This is a genomic window from Runella sp. CRIBMP, from assembly GCF_009905605.1.
Classification (GTDB): Bacteria; Bacteroidota; Bacteroidia; order Cytophagales; family Spirosomataceae; genus Runella.
This window is the reverse complement of the sequence record NZ_JAAAKZ010000005.1, coordinates 271,533-290,700: the sequence shown is the minus strand read 5'-3', so window position 1 is coordinate 290,700 and position 19,168 is coordinate 271,533. Positions and strand designations below refer to the sequence as shown.

Sequence of the window (19,168 nt, the reverse complement as noted above, 5' to 3'; positions counted from 1 at the left end):
TATGTTTAATAAACCATTTGGGTTGCATTCTGGGTTGTTATTCGGGCGAAGTCTTCGACCGTAATTTGCATTAAGTCAGCGACTTTCTGCGCAATAATCGGAATATACGCGACTTCGTTGCGCTTACCGCGATACGGTACGGGCGCCAAATAAGGGCAATCGGTTTCGAGCACAATATGTTCTACGTCTACGTAAGGCAAAACCTTGTCTAACCCACCGTTTTTGAAGGTAGCCACGCCCCCAATTCCTAGTTTGAAGCCCAATTCAATCGCTTTTTGGGCTTCTTCGAGCGTTCCAGTAAAACAGTGAAAAATCCCTTTTAGCAGGGGATTTCCTACTTGCTCAATCAGCTCAACGACTTCCCAAAAAGCACTGCGACTGTGAATGTCAATCCAAAGATTGTGTTTGAGAGCCAGATGGCATTGAACCAAAAACGCTTCTTTTTGCTGCTCAACAAAGGTTTTATCCCAGTACAAGTCCATACCAATCTCGCCAATTGCTACAAATTTCGGCGCGGGAGTTAGAGGCGATTGGGCTGCTTTATTGAGCCAATCTTCTACGATGTACAGTTCTTTTTGGAAATCTTCTTTGACATACGTAGGATGCAAACCCATCATGGGCAAACAGATATTTGGGTAGTGCTCCGCCAACGCCATCATGCCGTCGATGGTGGTGTGGTCACAATTGGGCATCCAGATTTGGGTAATTCCCGCCATAAAAGCGCGGTCCAGCATTTGGGTGCGGTCTTCATTAAATACTTCGTCGTAAATATGAGCGTGGGTTTCTATCATGATTCGTGAATGGAGAAAGATGAAGCGCTTTGAATACAAACACTTTTCAGTTTTTGCAGTTGGCTTGTACGGTTTTCAGTTTTCTATTTTTCGGTTTTCTATTTTTCGGTTTTCCCGTTTTTCAATACTCTCGCCCTTTCCAGACGGTGGTTTTTCGTACATAAAAATTAATCAGCATCACAAAGTTCATCAAGAGGTGGTAAAGCCAGAAAAAAGGGACGCCGATAAAAAGGTGAGGTTGTTGCAGCCAATTTAAAATACTGACCAACCAAGTACAAACCCACAGAACGTATAAGAATAAAATAACAAGGGCGGCTTTGGGTAAAAAAATGACTAGAAGCACTATAAATGGAAGGAATAATGCATTGACATACACCCCGATACGTTGCCCCCAAGGCAGGGTCATGGCGCCGTACATCCAGCGTTTTCGTTGAATCAATAGTTGAGAAAAGGTCGGAATCGGCTGGGAAAGGGTCAGGACGCGGCGGTCAAATAGTTGGGCGAATTTAAAACCTTGGGTTATGATGGCGTGAAAAAGAGCGTAGTCTTCGGTGATTGAAAAACCTACTTTTTCGTACCCTCCCACGGCCTGAAAAGCTTTACGACTTACGGCCATGTTGTTGCCCATTGCCGTAATAGGGACCCCAAAAAGTGAAAATAAACGCATAAATGAAAGATAATACAACCATTCGAGGGCTTGCATCAGTCCAAATACGCCTCCCCCTTTTATGGCCGTAATTCCCGTTACAATGCCTACGTTGGGTTTAAAATGCGAAAGCATGTTTTCAATCCACCGCTCTGGTACTTCAATATCGGCATCCGTAAAAAATAGAAATTCACCCTGAGCCCGCTGTGCCAATTGAGCCAACGCATTGGTCTTTCCTTTCAGGGTCGATGCACCGCCTGAATCAGGAGCGGGGATAATGTTAATAAGTTCAAAATGAGGTTTGTCCCGAATAAACTCCTGCACCAACGCCCCCGTCTCATCTTCCGAAGCGTCATTGCCGATGAGGATTTGCAGGTGTTCTGGTGGATAACTCAATGCCGCCACAGACTGCAAACAGGCGACGATATTATCCGCTTCGTTGCGAGCGGCGATTAGAACTGATACTTTTTTCACACCCTACTTTTTTGCAAAGGTAAGTGTTCTTGGGCTGTATTTTGAGTTTCAAAACTGGGTATTCGTCGGTATAAATGATAATGGAGCTGTCTTGCTATCTTAAAATGAGGCTTTTATCATTAATTTTAGTTATTGATTGAACGGGAAACGAAGGGGAAATTGTTAGGAGAAAATAGACTATTTACCCCCTTCATTGATTGCTCATTATCGTATGGCTACACATCGACTTATCACTGAGGTTAAAAACAGTAAACTTCTCGAAAAAGAGGAAGAACGCCGTGACGTAGGATTTGGAACCCGCATTACCAATGACCGCGGGCGATTGATGAAATCCGACGGGTCTTTTAATGCGCGCCGAGTCAATGGCTCATTTTGGGCGAGGCTTGATATTTTTCATCGCCTGACTGGGCTTTCTTGGCCGATGTTCTTTCTGGTCGTATTTTTAGTTTATTTTGTGGTAAACTGCTTTTTTTCAGTGCTTTACATGATGATAGGGGTAGAGCACCTTCAGGGAATTAAGGCTGTCAGTACAATGGAGCAGTTTTGGGGGGCGTTCTTTTTTAGCGCCCAAACATTGACCACCGTAGGCTATGGGCATGTGGCGCCTGTGGGGCTAGTGGCGAGCGGACTTTCATCTATTGAGTCGCTGGTGGGCGTGTTAGGCTTTGCGATTGCGTCGGGTTTGGTCTATGGACGGTTTTCGCGTCCCGTTCCCAAAATTCTTTTTAGCCGAAATGCTATCTTTGCGCCTTATTTGGACATCAACGGTTGGATGTTTCGGATGATTAACGAGAGCCCGACGGAGTTGGTGGATGTGCGGGTGGAGATTTCACTTTCACGATTGGAAACCTTACCCAACGGACAGCGTTCGAGGCGTTATTATCAATTAAAACTGGAACGTAGCCAGGTGAATTTTTTTCCATTAAGTTGGACCATTGTGCATCCTATCACTGAAGCGAGTCCTTTATACGGTGCCACGGAAGACAGCTTGGCCGAGTCGGATACGGAGTTTCTGGTGTATGTTCGGGCTACCGAAGAAACTTTTTTGCAATCGGTACATGCTCGGTATTCGTTTCGGTACGAAGAAGTGGTGTGGGGCGCAAAGTTTGTTCCCATGTTTGACAGCGGTAAGCGGGACGATATTGTGAGCGTAGATGTCCAAAAAATACACGATTATGAGCTCAAAGAGTTGAATTAAGTTCAAATCCTTTATTGTAAAATGACCGATAATGGCGATTCAATGCATAAAAAGACGACCAATTACGCCAAATATTCGAGCATTGGCTTGCAAATGCTCGGAACCATCGGACTGGGAACCTACGCGGGAGTAAAGCTGGACGAATGGCAGGGAAATAAAATTCCAGGTTGGACATTGGCATTATCTTTACTTTCTATCGCTGCCGCCTTGTATAATTTCATTCGGCAGGTCAAATCCTGATTTCTAAGGGAAAGATGACCCAATATATTTTTGTAATACTCGGTACTTACCTGCTGTTTGTTACCTATTTCGTTGATTAACTTTTATAAAATGCTTCGAACTATCCTTTTTACGTTCTTTTTGGGAATTGTACTTTTTACAGCCGATTACTTTTCAGTCGGTGCCTATATCCATCCTGAAAAATGGACTATTCTGGCCTTCTTTTTTGTGGTTTCGTTGCTTCAACACCGTTTGATGGAGCAGGGTTTTAAGGAGAATAGAGAAAGATTTGTTCAATTTTACCTAACCACGGTCGTCGTTCGCCTCTTAATGTGCTTGGTATTTGTAGGGGTATTTTTGTATTTCAAGGTGACCTCCCCCAATAGCTTCGTCGTTACCTTTTTTGCATTTTATTTATTTTATACTTGTTTTGAAATATACGGATTGTATCGTAACTTGCGCCGCGATTTGGAATAGGAGCGTATTCTTAATTTGTAATTCGTTAATCGTTAGTTATGTTTCAGACCTTACGTCATACATTTTTCGCGACATTCGCGCTACTTTTTGTTACTTTTTCCGTTGCTTTCGCCGAAGAACCGGCTCATGACCATGAAGCCAAAGAAAGCAAATTCAACATTGGTGAGATGATCATGCACCACATCGCAGATGCCCACGAATGGGAATTTGCGCATGGTTTGTCAATACCGCTTCCTGTCATTATTTATGACAATGGGGTGAAGGTATTTTCATCGAGCAACTTCTACCACTCGCCCGATGCTACCCACGAAGATCACGAAAATCACGTGTATCCCAACAAAGCCTTAGGCTACGTGTTGGAGCATGAGCATATCTACCCAATCGGGGCAGATGGCAAAGCCAATAAAGAAGCACACGTATTGGATTTTTCCATTACTAAGAACGTAGCTTCTCTACTTTTAAGTGCCGTTATTCTTTTGCTTATCTTTACCTCGGTTGCCAAAGGTTATTCCAAAAATAAAGGAAAAGCTCCTTCGGGCATTCAGTCGTTTTTGGAGCCTATCATTCTGTTTATTCGGGATGAAGTGGTGAAGCCTGCCATTGGCCCTAAGTACGAAAGATACTTGCCTTATTTATTGACCTTGTTTTTCTTCATTTGGGTAAACAACCTGCTTGGGTTGGTTCCTGGTGGCGCAAACTTAACGGGCAACATCGCCGTAACGTTGATTCTGGCGGTTATTACCTTTATCATTGTTCACTTTAGCGCCAATAAGCATTATTTCGCTCACTTGATTAAGCCAACGGGTGTACCTGTTGCTTTGTTGCCGATTATGATTCCGGTAGAAATCGTGGGTGTATTCATGAAGCCTTTCTCATTGATGGTTCGACTTTTTGCCAACATCACGGCGGGTCACATCATCATCTTGAGCCTTTTAGGTTTGATATTTATTGCCAACAACTTAGGCGGTGGCGGTACTGGTTGGGCGGTGAGCCCGTTGGTGCTCATCTTTACGTTGTTTATGAACGTTATTGAGTTATTGGTGGCGTTTTTGCAGGCCTTTATCTTTACGCTCCTGACTTCAATGTACATCGGAAGCTCTATCGAAGAAAGCCACGAAGCTGACCACGGACACTAATTTGCGCATAGTATTTTCAATTGAATTCTTTTGTTTCACTATATAATAAATTACAATCATGTTGCTTCAAATCTTACTCCAAGCTGCTGCTGAAAGCGGTGCAGGTCTAGCGGTATTAGGTGCCGGTATCGGTGCAGGTTTAGCTGCAATCGGTGCAGGTCTAGGTATCGGCCGTATCGGTGGTAGCGCAATGGAAGGTATTGCTCGTCAGCCTGAGGCTGCTGGTCGTATCCAAACTGCGATGTTGATTATCGCGGCTTTGATCGAGGCCGTAGCTCTTTTCGCTGCCGTTATTTGCTTGTTGATTTCTTTCAAGCTCTAATTGCAACAAAGGGATTTCGTACTGTGCGCATTAGGCGTCGGTACGAAATCCTCTCTTTTGTAGTAAACAAGAGGAATTCTAAATTATTATCTCAAAACTGTAAACTGTATTCAAATGGAATTGTTAACCCCCGCAATCGGCTTACTTTTCTGGATGTTGGTGGTATTTGTTATCTTGGTGGTGATCCTGCGCGTAGCCGCTTGGAAACCCATCATGAACGGCTTAAAAGAACGCGAACATCAGATTCAAAGCGCGCTTGATTTGGCCGAAAAGACCCGTGCCGACATGGCTAAGTTGCAGTCAGACAATGAAAAATTACTGGCTCAAGCCCGTGCCGAGCGCGACAGCATTTTGAAATCTGCCAAAGAATCTGCCGACCGTCTGATTGCCGAAGCAAAAGACCGCGCAGGTATCGAAGGAAAACGCATTATTGAAGATGCACGTGAGGCCATCAACAATGAGCGCGTAGCCATTGTTGCTCAAATGAAGAAAGAAATCGTCACGATTTCGCTTGATATTGCCGAGAAAGTGTTGCGCAAAGAATTAGGCGACAAGACCTCGCAGGAGAAATTGGTAGCTGATTTGGCCAAAGAAGCAAGACTTAACTAGTCAATTATCATTCAACATTGAACTGTTGATGTTCAATGGTAACTGTTCAATAAATTATGTCTGAATCTACCGTAGCATTACGATACGCCAAATCGCTTATTGACTTGGCACAAGAACAAAACGTGGTGGACACTGTTTATCAGGATATGCTTTTCTTCAAGCAGACAGCAGAAGAAAATCGTGGATTGATGTTGGCCCTTAAAAGCCCTGTGGTACGTCACGACAAGAAATTGGCGATTCTGGAAGGAGTGTTTAAGACCAGAGTAAGTCCGACTTCTTATACGATCTTTACCATCATCACGAAGAAAAACCGCGAAGGAATCATGTTTAGTATCGCGGAAGAGTTTATCAAGCTGTATGATGAGAAAAAAGGCATTGTCAAAGCGCTCATTACTTCTTCGATGCCATTGACCGCTCCATTACGTACACAATTTGTGAGCATAGTAGCAGAAGCTACTGGCAAAACAGTTGAATTAGAGGAGAAAGTAGATGAGAAACTCATTGGAGGATACGTGTTGCGCGTTGGAGACCGGCAAGTAGATGCGTCTATTCGCACGCGCTTAAACGACTTAAAATTGAAGTTGCTCAACTAAGATATTTTTTATCTGCTTAGAGTGACAGAAGCCCTCATTGCTTTGCGATGAGGGCTTTTTTTGCGAGTTATCAAAAAAATACCCCCTTCTTTTTAAGAGAAAGGGGGCTGAGTGTCGGTAGGGATGAGATTACATCGCCTCAAAAATCTCTTCGATGGCATCGGCCAAGGCTTCGTCTTTTTCGGTCACTTTATCGCCGGCATCGTGCGTAGAAAGCTCAAAAGTTACTTTGTTGTAAACGTTTGACCACCAAGGGTGATGGTTCATCTGCTCGGCTACTTCGGCCACTTTGGTCATAAAAGCAAAAGCTTCTTTGAAGTCTTCAAATTCGTATTCTTTTACGAGCTTATTGTTTTGTTCTATCCACATATATCAATTTGTTATGGTTAAGATTAACCGTTGGTATTTGTACTAACGATTAATCCTTCAGAACTGACATACTTTATTATTCAACGATGCGAAAGATGGGGGATAATTATTAGTCGACGTCATCGTTGAAAAAACGCCATTTATCAAGCTTCCATCGCATCATACACCACTACTTTGCTCCACAAATGGGAGTAGTTTTTGATGAATTCTTGGTGAATCGGATGGTCTTGGTATACCTTTTGCCCTGCCGTGTCGTCAAAAAACATCAACTCCGATACATCCCAACTTGTATCTACTACATCTCTTTTTTCGGTGCTTGCCAATACTCCCACGTGTAGTTTACGGATGGTCTCTATTTTTGAGAGGGTTTTCACGCCTTCTACCAGTTTATCACGGTCGGCTACGGAGCCTGGGTTTTTGAGCCAAAAGAAAACGTGGTGTACCAGTTGCTTTTTGGGCGCAGCTGCGATTACGTTGGCAACTGCCCCCGTTCCGACGAGGGTAGCGGCGGTTAAAAATGAACGACGACTTGATTTTTTCATAAAAGAATTAAATAGGTGAGTACCTGACAAAAATACCAAAAGAGGTTTGACTTAACTTCCGTTATTCTACGGTGACAGATTTTGCCAGATTTCGGGGCTGGTCCACATTGCGTCCGCGCATTACGGCCACATAGTACGAAAGTAATTGTAGCGGAATGGATGAAAGCAACGGAATCAGGATGTCGTGCGTTTCGGGTACTTCAATCACAAAATCAACCATGTTCGGAATCAGCTCATCGCCTTCGGTCACGATAGCAATCACGCGGCCTTTACGGGCTTTTACTTCCTGAATGTTGGAAACAATTTTTTCGTATGAACTGTCTTTGGTAGCAATAAAAACTACCGGCATGTCTTCATCAATGAGCGCAATTGGGCCATGTTTCATTTCGGCGGCGGGGTATCCTTCGGCGTGGATATACGAAATTTCTTTCAGTTTCAAAGCCCCTTCCAACGCAACGGGAAAATTCAGTCCCCGCCCTAGATAGATGAAATTGCGGGCGTAGGTGAAAATATACGCAATTTCTTTGATGCGGTCAGCGGCTTTGAGCACTTGTCCCACCTTCTGCGGAATCGCCGATAGGTCAAGGAGCAATTGTTGGTAGAGTTCTTCGGTGATGCTACCCCGTTTGTGGGCAATGGCAATGGCCATCTGCGTCAGAACTGTCACTTGTGCCGTAAAGGCTTTCGTACTTGCTACGCCGATTTCGGGGCCCGCGTGGGTGTAGGCTCCCGCGTGGGTTTCGCGCGCAATGGACGAACCGACCACGTTGCACACGCCGAAAATGGTCGCTCCTTTCGATTTAGCAAGCTGAATGGCCGCGAGGGTATCAGCGGTCTCGCCAGATTGAGAAATGGCAATGACGAAGTCGTCAGCGTTGATAATGGGGTTGCGGTAACGAAACTCTGAAGCATATTCGACTTCCACGGGAATTCGGGCGAGCTCTTCAAAGATGTATTCTGCCACCAGCCCCGCGTGCCACGACGTGCCGCAACCTACAATGATGATGCGTTTGGCTTCGGCGAGTTTGTCCATGTAGTCGCTCAGGCCGCCCAACTGCAAGGTTCCCTCTTCGCGGTTGACCCGTCCACGCATACTATCGGCAATGGAGCGCGGCTGTTCGAAGATTTCTTTCAGCATAAAATGGTCATAGCCACCTTTTTCAATGGCTTCCAATTCCAGCTCTAACTTTTGAATGTAAGGTGCCTGGCGCTCGTTTTCGAGATTAACGATTTTTAGCTCTCCCTGTCGTACCAAAGCCACTTGGTTGTCGTCTAAGTAAATGACATCTTTGGTGTATTCAATGATGGGGGTAGCATCAGATGCAAAAAAGAATTCATTTTCGCCCACGCCAATGACCAACGGGCTGCTTTTGCGGGCGGCAATCAGCTGCGTGGGGTCATCTTCGGAGATTAAAACGATGGCGTATGCACCCACTACCTCTTGCAATGCGAGACGTACAGCCTCTTCCAACGAACAATTGGTTTCTTGCTGAATGTCTTCAATGAAATGGACCAAGACTTCTGAGTCTGTTTGTGAACGAAATTCGTGGCCTTTTTTGAGTAATGCCTGTTTTAGACTGTCGTAGTTTTCGATGATACCATTGTGGATAATGGCCAGTTTTTTATGGTTTGAATAGTGGGGGTGAGCATTGATATCATTTGGCTCTCCGTGGGTGGCCCAACGCGTGTGGCCGATGCCGACAGTAGCGTGTAAATCTTTGTTTTGGAGTTCATTTTCGAGGTCAATGACTTTACCTTTCTTTTTGTAGATTTTTAGACCGTCTCCATTGAGCAGCGCTACACCGGCACTGTCGTAGCCTCGGTATTCGAGACGTTTGAGACCCTTCAGGATGAGAGGACACGCTTCGCGGTGGCCCACATACGCTACAATTCCGCACATAGTAAGTGATGTTTTAGATGAGTTGAGGGACTCTGTCGTTTTTAAAAAAAATTATCAACCTAAAGAGCCCTAAAAACTTTTTTAAAAAACTTATTTTAGTACAATAAATATACCTAAAATTCTCGAAATTTACTGAAATATTACAAAAACAAAAAGAGAGCGGAAGTTTTTCCGCTCTCTTTTTAAATCCGAGTTTATCGTTATTTTTTTACTTAGTCACGGTATAGAATATCCTTAACTTCACGTTTTCTGGGGTGGGGTTTATGGTAAAACGGTCCACCTTATTGTTGATAAACGGATAAAAACTTGTTAAGGCTTGGTTGCCCGATACGTACGATTGTAGGGTAGAACCTTGACTCGTTGGCATCAGCAACAAAGCGTTACTTTTCTTAAAACCGATAGAAACCGCCTGTAAATACGTGGTAAGTACGAAGTTATAATTACGGAATTTAGACGTGTACGGAACGATTTGGGGCAAAACGTACGACTGAAATGTAGCGCCATCTACTGGGAGGAGTAATTCGGTATCTCCTTTTGACCTTAAGACTCGGTTGGTTTCGTCGGTTTCGGCCATTGTAAGGGTACTAGGTAATCCGTATAAACCTCCAACATGCTCAGGCTGATTTGGCACAATATTTAACTCCGCACGATTGATGGCAACGCGCCCATCTCCGAATAATTTTGATAAATACGGAAACTCAACCTTGGTCACAATACCGAGGGCATCCTGAACATAATTCAGGCCTTTGGTTTGGGCGGCGGGCAAGGGTTTCAACGGTTGAATTTGGCTCAAGGCAGTTCCTTGGCGGTCTGCTTGCATTTGGTTAAAGCGTTTCAGCACAGGAACCCGAAATACGTACGCGATGGTGTCGTTGGTAATGTGATAATAGAGATTAAGGCTGATTCCCGAGGTTGCAGGAGAAAACCCTATCACCATTCCATTGCTTGCCGATGGCACCAACGTAAAACCTCGGAGCTGCTGCGCAAATTTAAGCGCCGTGCTGCCTTCCGTTTTTCCGCTCAAATCCAGCAGCTGCTGTCCTAGTGTATTAGGAAGTTTAAACTGGAACGTATTGTTGGTTGAAGGAGTCGGATTGAATTTGACACTGGCCAGCGCGGCCGCGTCGTACGGGATGCTGCTGTTGTTATAGTAATTTTTGCCCGTTCTGAGCGAATCACTCAAACGATGAAGTTTGACCTCAAAGGGTTGGAGCGTATCGCCATACAGGTAAGAATACGCAACATTCAGACGAAGTGAATCAAAGACGTAGGTATTGGTACTGCCGTCTGAATTGAGGTTGAGTGTTTGCCCCATCTCAAAGAAGGGTTGTGCCGAAACCCGACCAAAAATCGGGTCGCGGTAGTTCCCTACGAGCATTTGTTGCGCATTGGAAGTACGAACTGAATCCAAAAGAACGGTGCTGGTGCGAACGGTAACGGTGTCGGTAAACTGTACCTCTGCGATTACTTCGGGCGGGAGTCCGATTTCTTTCGGGGCTTCGCAAGCTGCCAGCAGAATAGCAAAAGCGATGACCAGGAAGCCGGCTGTTTTAGCCGGCCAATTCATTATATAAGTTGTAATAAGCGTCGGTATAGTTTTCGTCTTCTTCAACCAGTTCAAGCTTGCGTTCGGGCAATTCATCAAGGATTCTGTTTAAACTTTCACTAAAATCATCATCAGCTTTTACTACGGCATCGGCATACGCACATCCAATTTTGATAAAACCTTCAAAATCGGCAGAACGCAGATGCGCCAATGCCTCATCGCTGACGTCCATGGCTTTGGCTTTGTCTAAAATATCGCCTTCAAATTTGTAGTTGAAAGCGTTGTTGTAGACGGTGAAAACACACTTTGTATCCTTAAACATCGGATCGTTTTTGTAAGTGGTTTTCAGGTAAAGAGGAATAAGGGCGGTCATCCAGTCGTTGCAATGAACGATATCGGGAGCCCATCCCAATTTTTTAACGGTTTCGAGAACTCCCTTGCAAAAGAAAATGGCGCGCTCATCGTTGTCGTCAAAAAAGTTGTTGTCCTTGTCTAAGAAAACGGACTTTCGGTGGAAATAGTCTTCGTTGTCGATAAAATAAACTTGTAATTTGGCGCTTGGGATGGAAGCTACCTTGATTACCAGCGGTTTCTCATCGTCACCGACTGAAATATTAATACCAGAAAGGCGGACCACTTCGTGGAGGCGGTTTTTGCGCTCATTGATGAGACCAAAACGTGGTACTAATATGCGTATCTCCATGCCCCGCTCTTGCATCGCTTGGGGAAGTTTTCTTACGTAGTCGGCTACCTCAGTGATTTGGAGAAAGGGATTTATCTCGCTGGCTACATACAAAATCCGTAGTTTACTCATAGGCTTTGGTAAAGCTTGATAGGATTGGTTTTGAAGAAAAATTTTGCAAAATTATACAAAATTTTGGCGATTTTCAACCATATTCCCCGAGATTTATTTGATATGGCCGAAAGATATTACCTTTGTTGCCTAAAATTCTCCTTTATCGAATCTATGAAAACTCCTTTGGTTGAGAGCTTGGTTGGTTGGGCCACGTTGGGCTTTTTTATTTTGTGGGTTATGGAATTCCGTCGGACTCAATTTCAGGAAAGCTATTGGCTCTTAATGCTTAGCCTATCGTGTCTTCTGGGTTTTCAATACCTGCGCTATCGTCGGGGGGCAGTGCCACTTTTGGATAAATATGATCCCAAAAAAGAAGTGAAACCCAAGGCGACAGTGAAGCCTTCGCTTAAAAAGAAAAAATAAGGCTATCGGGTAGATAAAACGTTGATTTTTTACAATAACCAGAGGCTAATTAAAAAAATACCATCGCCCAACGGGCGATAACGTTCGTCGGGAAGTACTTTGGCCGAAGAGCGTTTCAGCACATGCATGCACCCACTCATCACAACTACGACGATTGCGGCCCTGACGCAGTACCGATAAGTAGTAAAAATAACCACGACTAATGCGCCGACTATAATCAATCCCAGCAGCCAATTCAGGACCGAGGAAACCGTTTCGGTACCCCACGCGATGGCGAGTGAAAAGCCTTCGTCCAACTCCAGGGACTCAAACCATGAGAACAGTAATAAATTCTGGAAAGCCAATAAGCCATATAAACCCATCAACACGGGACTTTCCCACGCGAGGGTAGTCTCGGTCAGGATAGCAGGCCCCCAGATGCCTGCGGTGTATACAATCGCTACCAGCGGCTCTTTAAAAACCTGCGCCGTATGTTTGGCAGAAATCCGGAAGGCAAACCCCAAATAGAGACCCACCAAACTGGCTAACCCGACGCCAAACCAAAGGACTTTTGAGGGTATCCAGAATAGAAGTACCAATGAAATCAAGCCCAACCCCAAAAGAATTTTAATCAACCAAACTTCGTTTTTAACGTGAAAATCGTGCCGAGGAGTAGGAGAGTGGTCGGATTTGCGATTGTCTAATAAACGGTCGGCGACGTAAATCATAAATACGGCAATTCCTACCAAAAGCGTGGAGGCCCACGAAACTTTCCCGTGGCCGTCGGGCAAACGACTCGCAATTATGTGGGTTACGACGGCTCCTGCTACCACGTCCAAACTAAGCCAATGCGCTCGTTTGAGGTAATAGTTAATGATAAAAGCCGTATCTTGAAGCCACTGCATATGGACAAAAATTGTTAGAATGAAGGATTTACGAGGTGAAGCGGAGACGGATTAGCCTTTCGCTTTCAGGCTGCCTTTTATTTCACGAATGCGTTCATTAAAGTTCCAATTGTGAAAATCGACGTTTGGGAGGCAGGTCGTTTCCAGATAGTCCATAACCGTAGGCGGGTGAATCACACGTTCTCCTTGCCGTACATCAATGTATTTGGAGGTTACCCACAGCACATTTTTGAGTTGGGTACGGGTGTCGTCGGTCATGTAATACTCCGTGACAGTGGTATCCTGATTAAAATAAATCAATCGGGACGTAATCCGAACCCATTCGCTTACCATGGCGGGACGCACATAGGCAATCTGGTGCTGATAAACCACCCAACTTTGGCCCAATTCCCGAAAAAGGCGTCCGAAGTTGAATTCGTAGAGTTTGGCTACTTGGTCTTCGCGGGCGTTGAAATAATAATCAAAGTATTTGGCGTTGTTGAGGTGTTGCAAGGGGTCGCAATCCTGAAAACGAATCACCATCCGCGATTCGGGCTCTTTGGGATATTCTTTGCCAGGTATACGTTCAAAAAACATGAGAGTAATGGTAAAACGTTGTAAAATAATTGATTGGTGAGGCGTTTTTAGGCCAGCACCACGGTTGAGCTAAACGTTAAAATGGGTTGCGTTGATTACGATTAATGGATGATGATTAATCTTTCACTTTACGGCAAACCAGCAGCCTTTTATCAGCGTTAGCGAGCGTTGTGGCCAGCAAATATACGTCACCCCCGTCTTTTAGTTTTAGTTTTTTGCGAAGTTCGTCGGTAGTGCCAGGAAAATTTCGGAGGGTAAGATTTGCTTTTTCGCTTGTTAGATAAGGCGTAAGCGCTTTATTATCAGCTTTTACCGTGGCAATTAGTTCAAAGGTTCTCCCGGGAAATGGGCGTACCAGACTTTCAGAAGTGTAAAGGTGACTGTGTGGGGCAATTTTAGCAATTTGGAATTTTGCAGCGACCGTTTTAAACGCTCCGGCTTTCAAAATGGCGGCGTTGGGTTCGTAAATGTACCGCAGAGGGGTACTGAATTCAACAACGGTATCTGGCTCCTCTGACCAGTAAAAATCAAAGATTTGTTGGCTGCCGTCGTTCTTGAAATTAATGGTTTTGATGACAACGTCGGAGGTGGGGGTTCCTATTTCTAATAACAATTCTTTGCACTCATTTTCAACCGCAACTACGTGAACCACGCTGATTTGCGGCATTTCCAACAACGTTTGTGTTAGGTCTAACAAAGGCGACACTTTCACAAGGATATGGTGCGCCTTCTCCCAAAATAACGCCAAGTGCTTAGTGACGTCGGGTTCGCAATCCCCCAATCCTACCACTCGACGTTGGTCGGCGGTGCGGCGGGCGGGGTCGAGATAAATCCAATCCACTTTGGCATCCAACCGTTGTAAAAAAGCGATTGAATCGTCGCAAATACATTCGATGTTAGTAGTGTTCAGGATGTCGAAATTGTGGCGTGCGTGCTCGACCAGTTTTTCGTTTTGCTCGATGTAAGTTACTGATTCAGAATGTTTTGAAAAATAGTAGGAATCGATTCCCATGCCACCGGTGCCGTCAACAATCGTTTTTGAGGCTGTTTGACTCATGATGTCGGCTTTGTAATGAGCGGTAGCTTCGGAAGAGCTTTGCTCGACCGACACGGCGGGCGGGAATATCAAACGAGGCTCGGCACACCAGCTCGGTAGTTTTGTCCGGGCCTTTTGCCGAGCCTCAATTTGGGCAATGACAAACTCTTTTTCTTTGCCGTATTTGAGCCGTAAAGAAGTCGGATTCGCCTGACTGTTTTGTTGAATAAAAGCGATTTGTTCGTTAGATAGCATTGTACTTGGCAACGGCAACGACGAGATCGCGCTCGGTTTTTATGTCTAATTTTTCCTGATCCATCAGTGATTTTAAGGCTTCTTCTTTGTCAGACAGAGCGCCAAGTACTGACTTTTTATTCTTTTTGATTTTCGTCAGGCTGCCGTCGGTTTTGAGTGAAAAATATTCGTTGGCATCCTCAAAGGTATCGTAGCGCAAGTTGTTGCTGTAAGGGTCTTTATAATCCGCTTTTTTTAAGGTCTTGCTGATTAACATTACCAAGCTGGTTTTTTCTTGGTATAAGGTCAAAAAATAGATGTCGCGCATGTCATATTTTGAGGTATGTGCCGAGGGGTATCTTTTAAATTCAAAATTTGATTTAGTGGCGGAGTCGTTGATAATGAATGAATTAACTTGGTACGGAAATACAATGATTGAATCTCCGCCAGGGCGTTTCATGACCCAGTCTTTGGAGTAAGCGTTGTATTTAGGGGGGACTTCTTCGAACACGCGTCCATCCACAAAGGCCATTTTACGCTAATCCATTCGGAAATAAAAAAAGGAGAGCCCTTTAATCCTTCATAGCGGCTGTCGAAAGACGAGGTCATGTAGTTTCCCATGTTGAGACGCCCATCTACGTCGCGGATGAGGTTATTGACGTTTTCGGTTTGGGCCAAAAGCGAAGTACAAGAAGCGGTGAAAAAGGCAAAAATTAGTATTTTTTTCATGGCTTTTTATTTAAAAAAATCTTCCGCAAAGTAATCGAAAGTAGGTTATCTTCAAAAGCTTACAGGCGCAAATTTAATGAATAGGGATGGGTGCTAGAGATAAATGGAAAACAAAAAAACGGGGAGGCCGACAATCTGCCCGCCTCCCCGTTTTTTATGTAGTCCCGATGAGGGTTATCTCTCGCCTGATTTCTTAAAATAATTATCGGCTTCGCGTTTGTAGAATGGGGCAAAACTTGGCGGTACGGTGCGCAATAATTCCGTTTGCCGCTGCTTGTCTTTCACGTATTGTTCAAATTCTGCGGGCGGGTTGCGAGGTTGTGGCTTGGCCGTTTCGGACTTGCGTTGGGTATCTTCTTCCTGTTGACGCAATGCTTTTTCGGATTCCAATAACCGCGTCACGATTTCTTCCTGACGTTTGATGACCGTCGGATTGATACGTTTGTTTACCAAGTCGGTTTCGGTTTCGTCCATCTTGTCCATCAACTCTTTGACCTCATTCCCCACTTTTCGACCGCCTTCCGAGCCTTTTTGCGAGTCCATCAATTCCTTGAGCATCTGACGAATACGCGCTTGCTCGGCGGCCATTTGTGCCAATTGCTCCGACATTTGTCGCCCGCCCATGCCGCCTTGGCCTTGCCCTTGACCTTTTTGCAATTGCTGGATGCGGTTGTTGAGCTGTTTTTGGAGCTCACCCAAATTGCCGGGGCTTTTTCCTTTGCCTTTGCTGCCTTTCTTGCTGCCGCTCCCTGGGCTGGCCATCGCCATCATCGCCGCCTGCATTTGTTGGAGTGTTTGGCTGAGCATCAACGACAGGTTATTGATTGAGGTCATGGCAAATTGCTGTTTGCTGGTCGCCATGTTGAGGCGGCGTTCGCGAATGTAGCGCGTGCTTTCGGTCATGTGAAACTTCATGTCGTTGAGCTCACGGGTTACAAACGTCTGGATTTGCATGACACGCTTAGCGAGGGCGTACAGACTGTCTTCTATCACCTTGGCATCGTCTTGAAGTTTGAGTTGTTCCTGCGCCAGTTTTACAAAACGCGGGTCTTGCAAATTAACACCTCTGAAATCCTTCATGACGCGCTCTTGGTCAAACGAAAGGTGAATCAGATTTTCCAGAATATCGCGCAGGTTGTCCATGTTTTCGTCCATTTCCTGCATTTCGGCGCTCTCCATCGACTCTTCCATCTGTTTGGCCATCTTTTTCATGGACTTAGCCGCTTTTTTCTGCGATTGAGAGGCGCTCTTGTTCTGCTTTTGCTGGAGTTGTTTGGAGCTGTTTTTTTGCTCTTTTTCCACTTCCTGCTGTTCCTCTTTGCCCGTGTCCATTTCCTGCTTATCGGCAAGTTCTTCGTTCAATTTTTCGAGTTCTTCGATGTCTTTTTTTGTTTCTTCAAACTCTTTATTTAGTTCTTCCTGCTCTTTTTTGAGCTCTTCTTGCTTAGCATCTTCTTTGCCTTCTTGCTCCTTGTCTTTCTGGTCCTTACCGTCTTGGTCTTTACCGTCTTTATCCTTCTGGTCTTTACCGTCTTTATCTTTTCCCTTTTGGTCTTTATTTTCTTTGTCTTTGGCTTCTGGCTCTTTGCTTTCTTTTTCGGTTTTCTCTGCTAGTTTTTCCTGTTTTTCGGCCATTTCGTTCAAATCCTTCTGAATTTGCTCCGCTTTTTGCTGAAGTTGAAGTTGCTTAAACATCTCCAATGCTTTTTCAATTTCTTTCTGAGCGTTGAATTCCTTGTTTTTTAGCTTATTCATCAACTCCTGCATTTTATCGTCCTGCTGTTGTTGTTGAAGGAGTTTTTCAAGTTGGTCATACAGTTTTTTGGTTTCGGGGTCGAGCAATTCTTTCATCAGTTTTTGCAACTGCTCCATTTTCTGCTTCATTTCTGGACTTTGTTCCGCAAAACGTTCTTGCTTTTCTTGGGCCGTTTGCGTTTGCTCCTGCATGCTCTTCATGTCGTTCATGAGCTCTTCGCGCTTTTTGAGCAAGTCCTCGATTTGCTTTTTATCCTGAAAATCCAGCTCTCGTTCGCTTTTTAGACGTTGGTCGAGTTTCTCCAACTCTTTCTGTAAGTTCTTGGCTTTCTGAAGGGTTTTGTTGATTTGGGCTTCGGTTTTCTCTGCGGCCTTATCAGCTTCAGCCCGCACTTCTTCTTTGGACGGAACCGCAAAATCAATCATCCGCGATTTGGCCGATTTTGGCCCGTTTACGCCGTCATTGTCCCACACCTGAACGTAGTATTCGATGCGGTCGCCAGGAGTAAGGCGTAGACTGTCTACGTACCATTGGAAGTAGAAAGTTTGGTTGGTCGTTGATTTGTTGAATGGAATCCCGAATCCTTTATAAACGGTTTTCTTCTCGTCGGTTTTGTCGCCTTTGCGGCGTAAATTATAAAAGACGCGTAGGTTGGAGAAGCCGTAGTCGTCGGCAATGTTACCGCCCAATACGAAGTAGTTGTATAAAGTCGTATCCTGATAATTTTCTAAAGTCAGGGTCGGATGTTTGTCGTTGATGACGTTGAGAAAATAGCTGATTTTTTCGCGGTTGTTTGACTCGTCGTTTTTGAGTTTAATTTCATAGTTGGCAGATTTCCGAACATTTTTTCTGAACTCATACCCGCCCGTCAGTTTGCTTTCGGCCGTATACGCGTTTTTGTCGCCTTCAAAGGCCAAGGCCATTTCTTCGGTGGCGTCGGTGTTGAAATCCCAGGTGATGGTTGTTCCTTCGGGTACTGTTAGGTTGCCTACATTGCTCAATTGTTCGGCTGGCTTGCCTAAATAAGCGGGATATTGGAGGGTAACATCAAACGACAACAGGCTGGGGCGCTCGGCCACGGTGAGTTTATAATCGCTCGATTTATAGCCAGCAGCTTCAAATTGAAAATCGATAGGCCGCTGTACATTTTTGAAGGTATAGCTGTAAGTGTCGGTGTCTTCGGGCTCGAGCTTAAACTTGGCTTTATTATGAACTACATAAACTGCTTCGGGCAAAGCACCGCCCGCGAGCGAAACCTTCAGCGTAAAATCTTCGTTGCGAAATGCTTTTAGATTTGTATTGTCGAGTTTGAAGGTAAAGGGTGCGTCGTTGTATTCTTTCTCAAAGTGAATAATGCGGTCAGAACTGTTGGCAAAAAAGCGTGGATTGATGAGCAATACCAAGCCAATAGCGGCCAATGGGTAAATGGCGTATTTGAGATAACGACGGTTTTGGTCAATTTTGACCGCGTCTGAAAACCGAACGATTAATAATTGTTTCGATTTTTGTTGAATACTGGCTTCAATCAGGTCGGTTTGTGCTCCTGATAAATTACGTAATTGTAAGGTATTGATGAGTTTATCGCCGATTTCAGGAAAAAAGTTTCCGATTTGCCCCGCTGCTTCTTCGTCCGAAAGCGATTTACGTAAACCGTACAAATGCACCAAAGGCGTAACTACCCAACGCGCCAACGCGTAGCCCAAAATGGCTAAAAATCCAAAGAAGAGGGTACCGCGCACCGCAGAACTAAAGCGGCCGAAATATTCGATGGTATTTACGAATAAGTATGCCGACAGCACAAACGCGGCCGCAAAAATCACACCTTTGACGAGTTGATTCAGGTAAAATTTCCGCTTATACTCACCAATGCGCTCCTGCATTACGGAAAGGGGTTGGGTTTTCATATAGTGGT

21 protein-coding genes are annotated in these 19,168 nt (G+C 44.8%); 8 read left to right on the top strand and 13 right to left on the bottom strand.

Going from position 1 to position 19,168, the window contains the following annotated elements:
- Nucleotides 1-5: 5 nt before the first annotated feature.
- Together GVN20_RS16150 and GVN20_RS16145 are read right to left on the bottom strand one after the other, a co-directional pair.
- Nucleotides 6-791, bottom strand: a complete 786-nt coding sequence (locus GVN20_RS16150) for a TatD family hydrolase (protein WP_166559332.1) — start codon at nt 789-791, stop codon at nt 6-8.
- 121 nt (nt 792-912) lie between these two features.
- Nucleotides 913-1,911 (bottom strand): glycosyltransferase, encoded by a 999-nt coding sequence (locus GVN20_RS16145; RefSeq protein WP_166559331.1) that lies wholly within the window; start codon nt 1,909-1,911, stop codon nt 913-915.
- Nucleotides 1,912-2,122: 211 nt separating this feature from the next.
- Here GVN20_RS16145 and GVN20_RS16140 point away from each other — a divergent pair, with 211 nt between their 5' ends.
- From GVN20_RS16140 to atpH, 7 genes are all read left to right on the top strand, one after another.
- Nucleotides 2,123-3,109, top strand: a complete 987-nt coding sequence (locus tag GVN20_RS16140) for an ion channel (protein WP_166559330.1) — start codon at nt 2,123-2,125, stop codon at nt 3,107-3,109.
- 21 nt (nt 3,110-3,130) lie between these two features.
- Nucleotides 3,131-3,349: an AtpZ/AtpI family protein gene (locus GVN20_RS16135; protein WP_166559329.1), complete on the top strand. Its 219-nt coding sequence runs from the start codon at nt 3,131-3,133 to the stop codon at nt 3,347-3,349.
- A gap of 90 nt (nt 3,350-3,439) precedes the next feature.
- Complete coding sequence (locus GVN20_RS16130) at nt 3,440-3,805, top strand: hypothetical protein (protein ID WP_166559328.1); 366 nt, start codon at nt 3,440-3,442, stop codon at nt 3,803-3,805.
- A 38-nt stretch (nt 3,806-3,843) separates the two neighbouring features.
- Nucleotides 3,844-4,941, top strand: a complete 1,098-nt coding sequence (atpB, locus tag GVN20_RS16125) for a F0F1 ATP synthase subunit A (protein WP_114069479.1) — start codon at nt 3,844-3,846, stop codon at nt 4,939-4,941.
- A 58-nt stretch (nt 4,942-4,999) separates the two neighbouring features.
- A complete protein-coding gene (atpE, locus tag GVN20_RS16120) occupies nt 5,000-5,263 on the top strand; it encodes an ATP synthase F0 subunit C (protein WP_114069480.1) in 264 nt (87 codons plus the stop codon).
- A gap of 114 nt (nt 5,264-5,377) precedes the next feature.
- Complete coding sequence (gene atpF / locus GVN20_RS16115; protein WP_114069481.1) at nt 5,378-5,872, top strand: F0F1 ATP synthase subunit B; 495 nt, start codon at nt 5,378-5,380, stop codon at nt 5,870-5,872.
- Between the two features lie 56 nt (nt 5,873-5,928).
- Nucleotides 5,929-6,465 (top strand): ATP synthase F1 subunit delta, encoded by a 537-nt coding sequence (gene atpH, locus GVN20_RS16110; RefSeq protein ID WP_114069482.1) that lies wholly within the window; start codon nt 5,929-5,931, stop codon nt 6,463-6,465.
- A 129-nt stretch (nt 6,466-6,594) separates the two neighbouring features.
- Here atpH and GVN20_RS16105 read toward each other — a convergent pair whose 3' ends face one another.
- The 5 genes from GVN20_RS16105 to GVN20_RS16085 all read right to left on the bottom strand — a co-directional run bounded on the left by GVN20_RS16105 (nt 6,595) and on the right by GVN20_RS16085 (nt 11,636).
- A complete protein-coding gene (locus GVN20_RS16105; RefSeq protein ID WP_114462161.1) occupies nt 6,595-6,834 on the bottom strand; it encodes a 4a-hydroxytetrahydrobiopterin dehydratase in 240 nt (79 codons plus the stop codon).
- 143 nt (nt 6,835-6,977) lie between these two features.
- The gene (locus GVN20_RS16100; RefSeq protein WP_166559327.1) at nt 6,978-7,376 is read right to left on the bottom strand and encodes a Dabb family protein; all 399 of its coding nucleotides are present in this window, start codon (nt 7,374-7,376) and stop codon (nt 6,978-6,980) included.
- Nucleotides 7,377-7,437: 61 nt separating this feature from the next.
- Complete coding sequence (gene glmS / locus GVN20_RS16095) at nt 7,438-9,276, bottom strand: glutamine--fructose-6-phosphate transaminase (isomerizing) (RefSeq protein WP_166559326.1); 1,839 nt, start codon at nt 9,274-9,276, stop codon at nt 7,438-7,440.
- A gap of 208 nt (nt 9,277-9,484) precedes the next feature.
- A complete protein-coding gene (locus tag GVN20_RS16090; protein ID WP_166559325.1) occupies nt 9,485-10,843 on the bottom strand; it encodes a DUF4270 family protein in 1,359 nt (452 codons plus the stop codon).
- Entirely contained in the window at nt 10,827-11,636 is an 810-nt protein-coding gene (locus GVN20_RS16085; protein WP_013925918.1) for a glycogen/starch synthase, read from the bottom strand. The genes GVN20_RS16090 and GVN20_RS16085 overlap by 17 nt, the downstream gene beginning before the upstream one ends.
- A 153-nt stretch (nt 11,637-11,789) precedes the next feature.
- Between GVN20_RS16085 and GVN20_RS16080 the strand changes: the two genes are divergently transcribed.
- Nucleotides 11,790-12,041 (top strand): hypothetical protein, encoded by a 252-nt coding sequence (locus GVN20_RS16080; protein WP_166559324.1) that lies wholly within the window; start codon nt 11,790-11,792, stop codon nt 12,039-12,041.
- 29 nt (nt 12,042-12,070) lie between these two features.
- On the opposite strand, the gene GVN20_RS16075 is transcribed toward GVN20_RS16080, so the two are convergent.
- The 6 genes from GVN20_RS16075 to GVN20_RS16050 form a co-directional block, all read right to left on the bottom strand.
- Entirely contained in the window at nt 12,071-12,925 is an 855-nt protein-coding gene (locus GVN20_RS16075) for a hypothetical protein (protein ID WP_166559323.1), read from the bottom strand.
- A gap of 51 nt (nt 12,926-12,976) precedes the next feature.
- Nucleotides 12,977-13,501: a thioesterase family protein gene (locus GVN20_RS16070; protein WP_114069490.1), complete on the bottom strand. Its 525-nt coding sequence runs from the start codon at nt 13,499-13,501 to the stop codon at nt 12,977-12,979.
- 115 nt (nt 13,502-13,616) lie between these two features.
- Entirely contained in the window at nt 13,617-14,792 is a 1,176-nt protein-coding gene (locus GVN20_RS16065) for a class I SAM-dependent methyltransferase (RefSeq protein ID WP_166559322.1), read from the bottom strand.
- Entirely contained in the window at nt 14,782-15,231 is a 450-nt protein-coding gene (locus GVN20_RS16060) for a hypothetical protein (protein WP_166559321.1), read from the bottom strand. Before GVN20_RS16060 ends, GVN20_RS16065 begins: the two co-directional genes overlap by 11 nt.
- Nucleotides 15,228-15,500 carry a hypothetical protein gene (locus tag GVN20_RS16055; RefSeq protein WP_166559320.1) on the bottom strand — a complete coding sequence of 91 codons (273 nt, stop codon included), beginning with the start codon at nt 15,498-15,500 and terminating at the stop codon, nt 15,228-15,230. The genes GVN20_RS16060 and GVN20_RS16055 overlap by 4 nt, the downstream gene beginning before the upstream one ends.
- Nucleotides 15,501-15,674: 174 nt before the next feature.
- Nucleotides 15,675-19,160 (bottom strand): DUF4175 family protein, encoded by a 3,486-nt coding sequence (locus GVN20_RS16050; protein ID WP_166559319.1) that lies wholly within the window; start codon nt 19,158-19,160, stop codon nt 15,675-15,677.
- Between the last annotated feature and the right edge of the window lie 8 nt (nt 19,161-19,168).

Excerpts from the sequence above, each read along its gene's own strand:
- GVN20_RS16080 (WP_166559324.1), top strand. The coding sequence starts at position 11,790 with ATGAAAACTCCTTTGGTTGAGAGCTTGGTTGGTTGGGCCACGTTGGGC.
- atpF (WP_114069481.1), top strand. The coding sequence starts at position 5,378 with ATGGAATTGTTAACCCCCGCAATCGGCTTACTTTTCTGGATGTTGGTG.
- atpE (WP_114069480.1), top strand. The coding sequence starts at position 5,000 with ATGTTGCTTCAAATCTTACTCCAAGCTGCTGCTGAAAGCGGTGCAGGT.
- atpH (WP_114069482.1), top strand. The coding sequence starts at position 5,929 with ATGTCTGAATCTACCGTAGCATTACGATACGCCAAATCGCTTATTGAC.
- GVN20_RS16135 (WP_166559329.1), top strand. The coding sequence starts at position 3,131 with ATGACCGATAATGGCGATTCAATGCATAAAAAGACGACCAATTACGCC.
- GVN20_RS16090 (WP_166559325.1), bottom strand. The coding sequence starts at position 10,843 with ATGAATTGGCCGGCTAAAACAGCCGGCTTCCTGGTCATCGCTTTTGCT.
- GVN20_RS16070 (WP_114069490.1), bottom strand. The coding sequence starts at position 13,501 with ATGTTTTTTGAACGTATACCTGGCAAAGAATATCCCAAAGAGCCCGAA.
- GVN20_RS16065 (WP_166559322.1), bottom strand. The coding sequence starts at position 14,792 with ATGCTATCTAACGAACAAATCGCTTTTATTCAACAAAACAGTCAGGCG.
- GVN20_RS16130 (WP_166559328.1), top strand. The coding sequence starts at position 3,440 with ATGCTTCGAACTATCCTTTTTACGTTCTTTTTGGGAATTGTACTTTTT.
- atpB (WP_114069479.1), top strand. The coding sequence starts at position 3,844 with ATGTTTCAGACCTTACGTCATACATTTTTCGCGACATTCGCGCTACTT.
- GVN20_RS16055 (WP_166559320.1), bottom strand. The coding sequence starts at position 15,500 with ATGAAAAAAATACTAATTTTTGCCTTTTTCACCGCTTCTTGTACTTCG.
- GVN20_RS16150 (WP_166559332.1), bottom strand. The coding sequence starts at position 791 with ATGATAGAAACCCACGCTCATATTTACGACGAAGTATTTAATGAAGAC.
- GVN20_RS16085 (WP_013925918.1), bottom strand. The coding sequence starts at position 11,636 with ATGAGTAAACTACGGATTTTGTATGTAGCCAGCGAGATAAATCCCTTT.
- GVN20_RS16050 (WP_166559319.1), bottom strand. The coding sequence starts at position 19,160 with ATGAAAACCCAACCCCTTTCCGTAATGCAGGAGCGCATTGGTGAGTAT.
- GVN20_RS16140 (WP_166559330.1), top strand. The coding sequence starts at position 2,123 with ATGGCTACACATCGACTTATCACTGAGGTTAAAAACAGTAAACTTCTC.
- GVN20_RS16105 (WP_114462161.1), bottom strand. The coding sequence starts at position 6,834 with ATGTGGATAGAACAAAACAATAAGCTCGTAAAAGAATACGAATTTGAA.
- glmS (WP_166559326.1), bottom strand. The coding sequence starts at position 9,276 with ATGTGCGGAATTGTAGCGTATGTGGGCCACCGCGAAGCGTGTCCTCTC.
- GVN20_RS16075 (WP_166559323.1), bottom strand. The coding sequence starts at position 12,925 with ATGCAGTGGCTTCAAGATACGGCTTTTATCATTAACTATTACCTCAAA.
- GVN20_RS16100 (WP_166559327.1), bottom strand. The coding sequence starts at position 7,376 with ATGAAAAAATCAAGTCGTCGTTCATTTTTAACCGCCGCTACCCTCGTC.
- GVN20_RS16060 (WP_166559321.1), bottom strand. The coding sequence starts at position 15,231 with ATGAAACGCCCTGGCGGAGATTCAATCATTGTATTTCCGTACCAAGTT.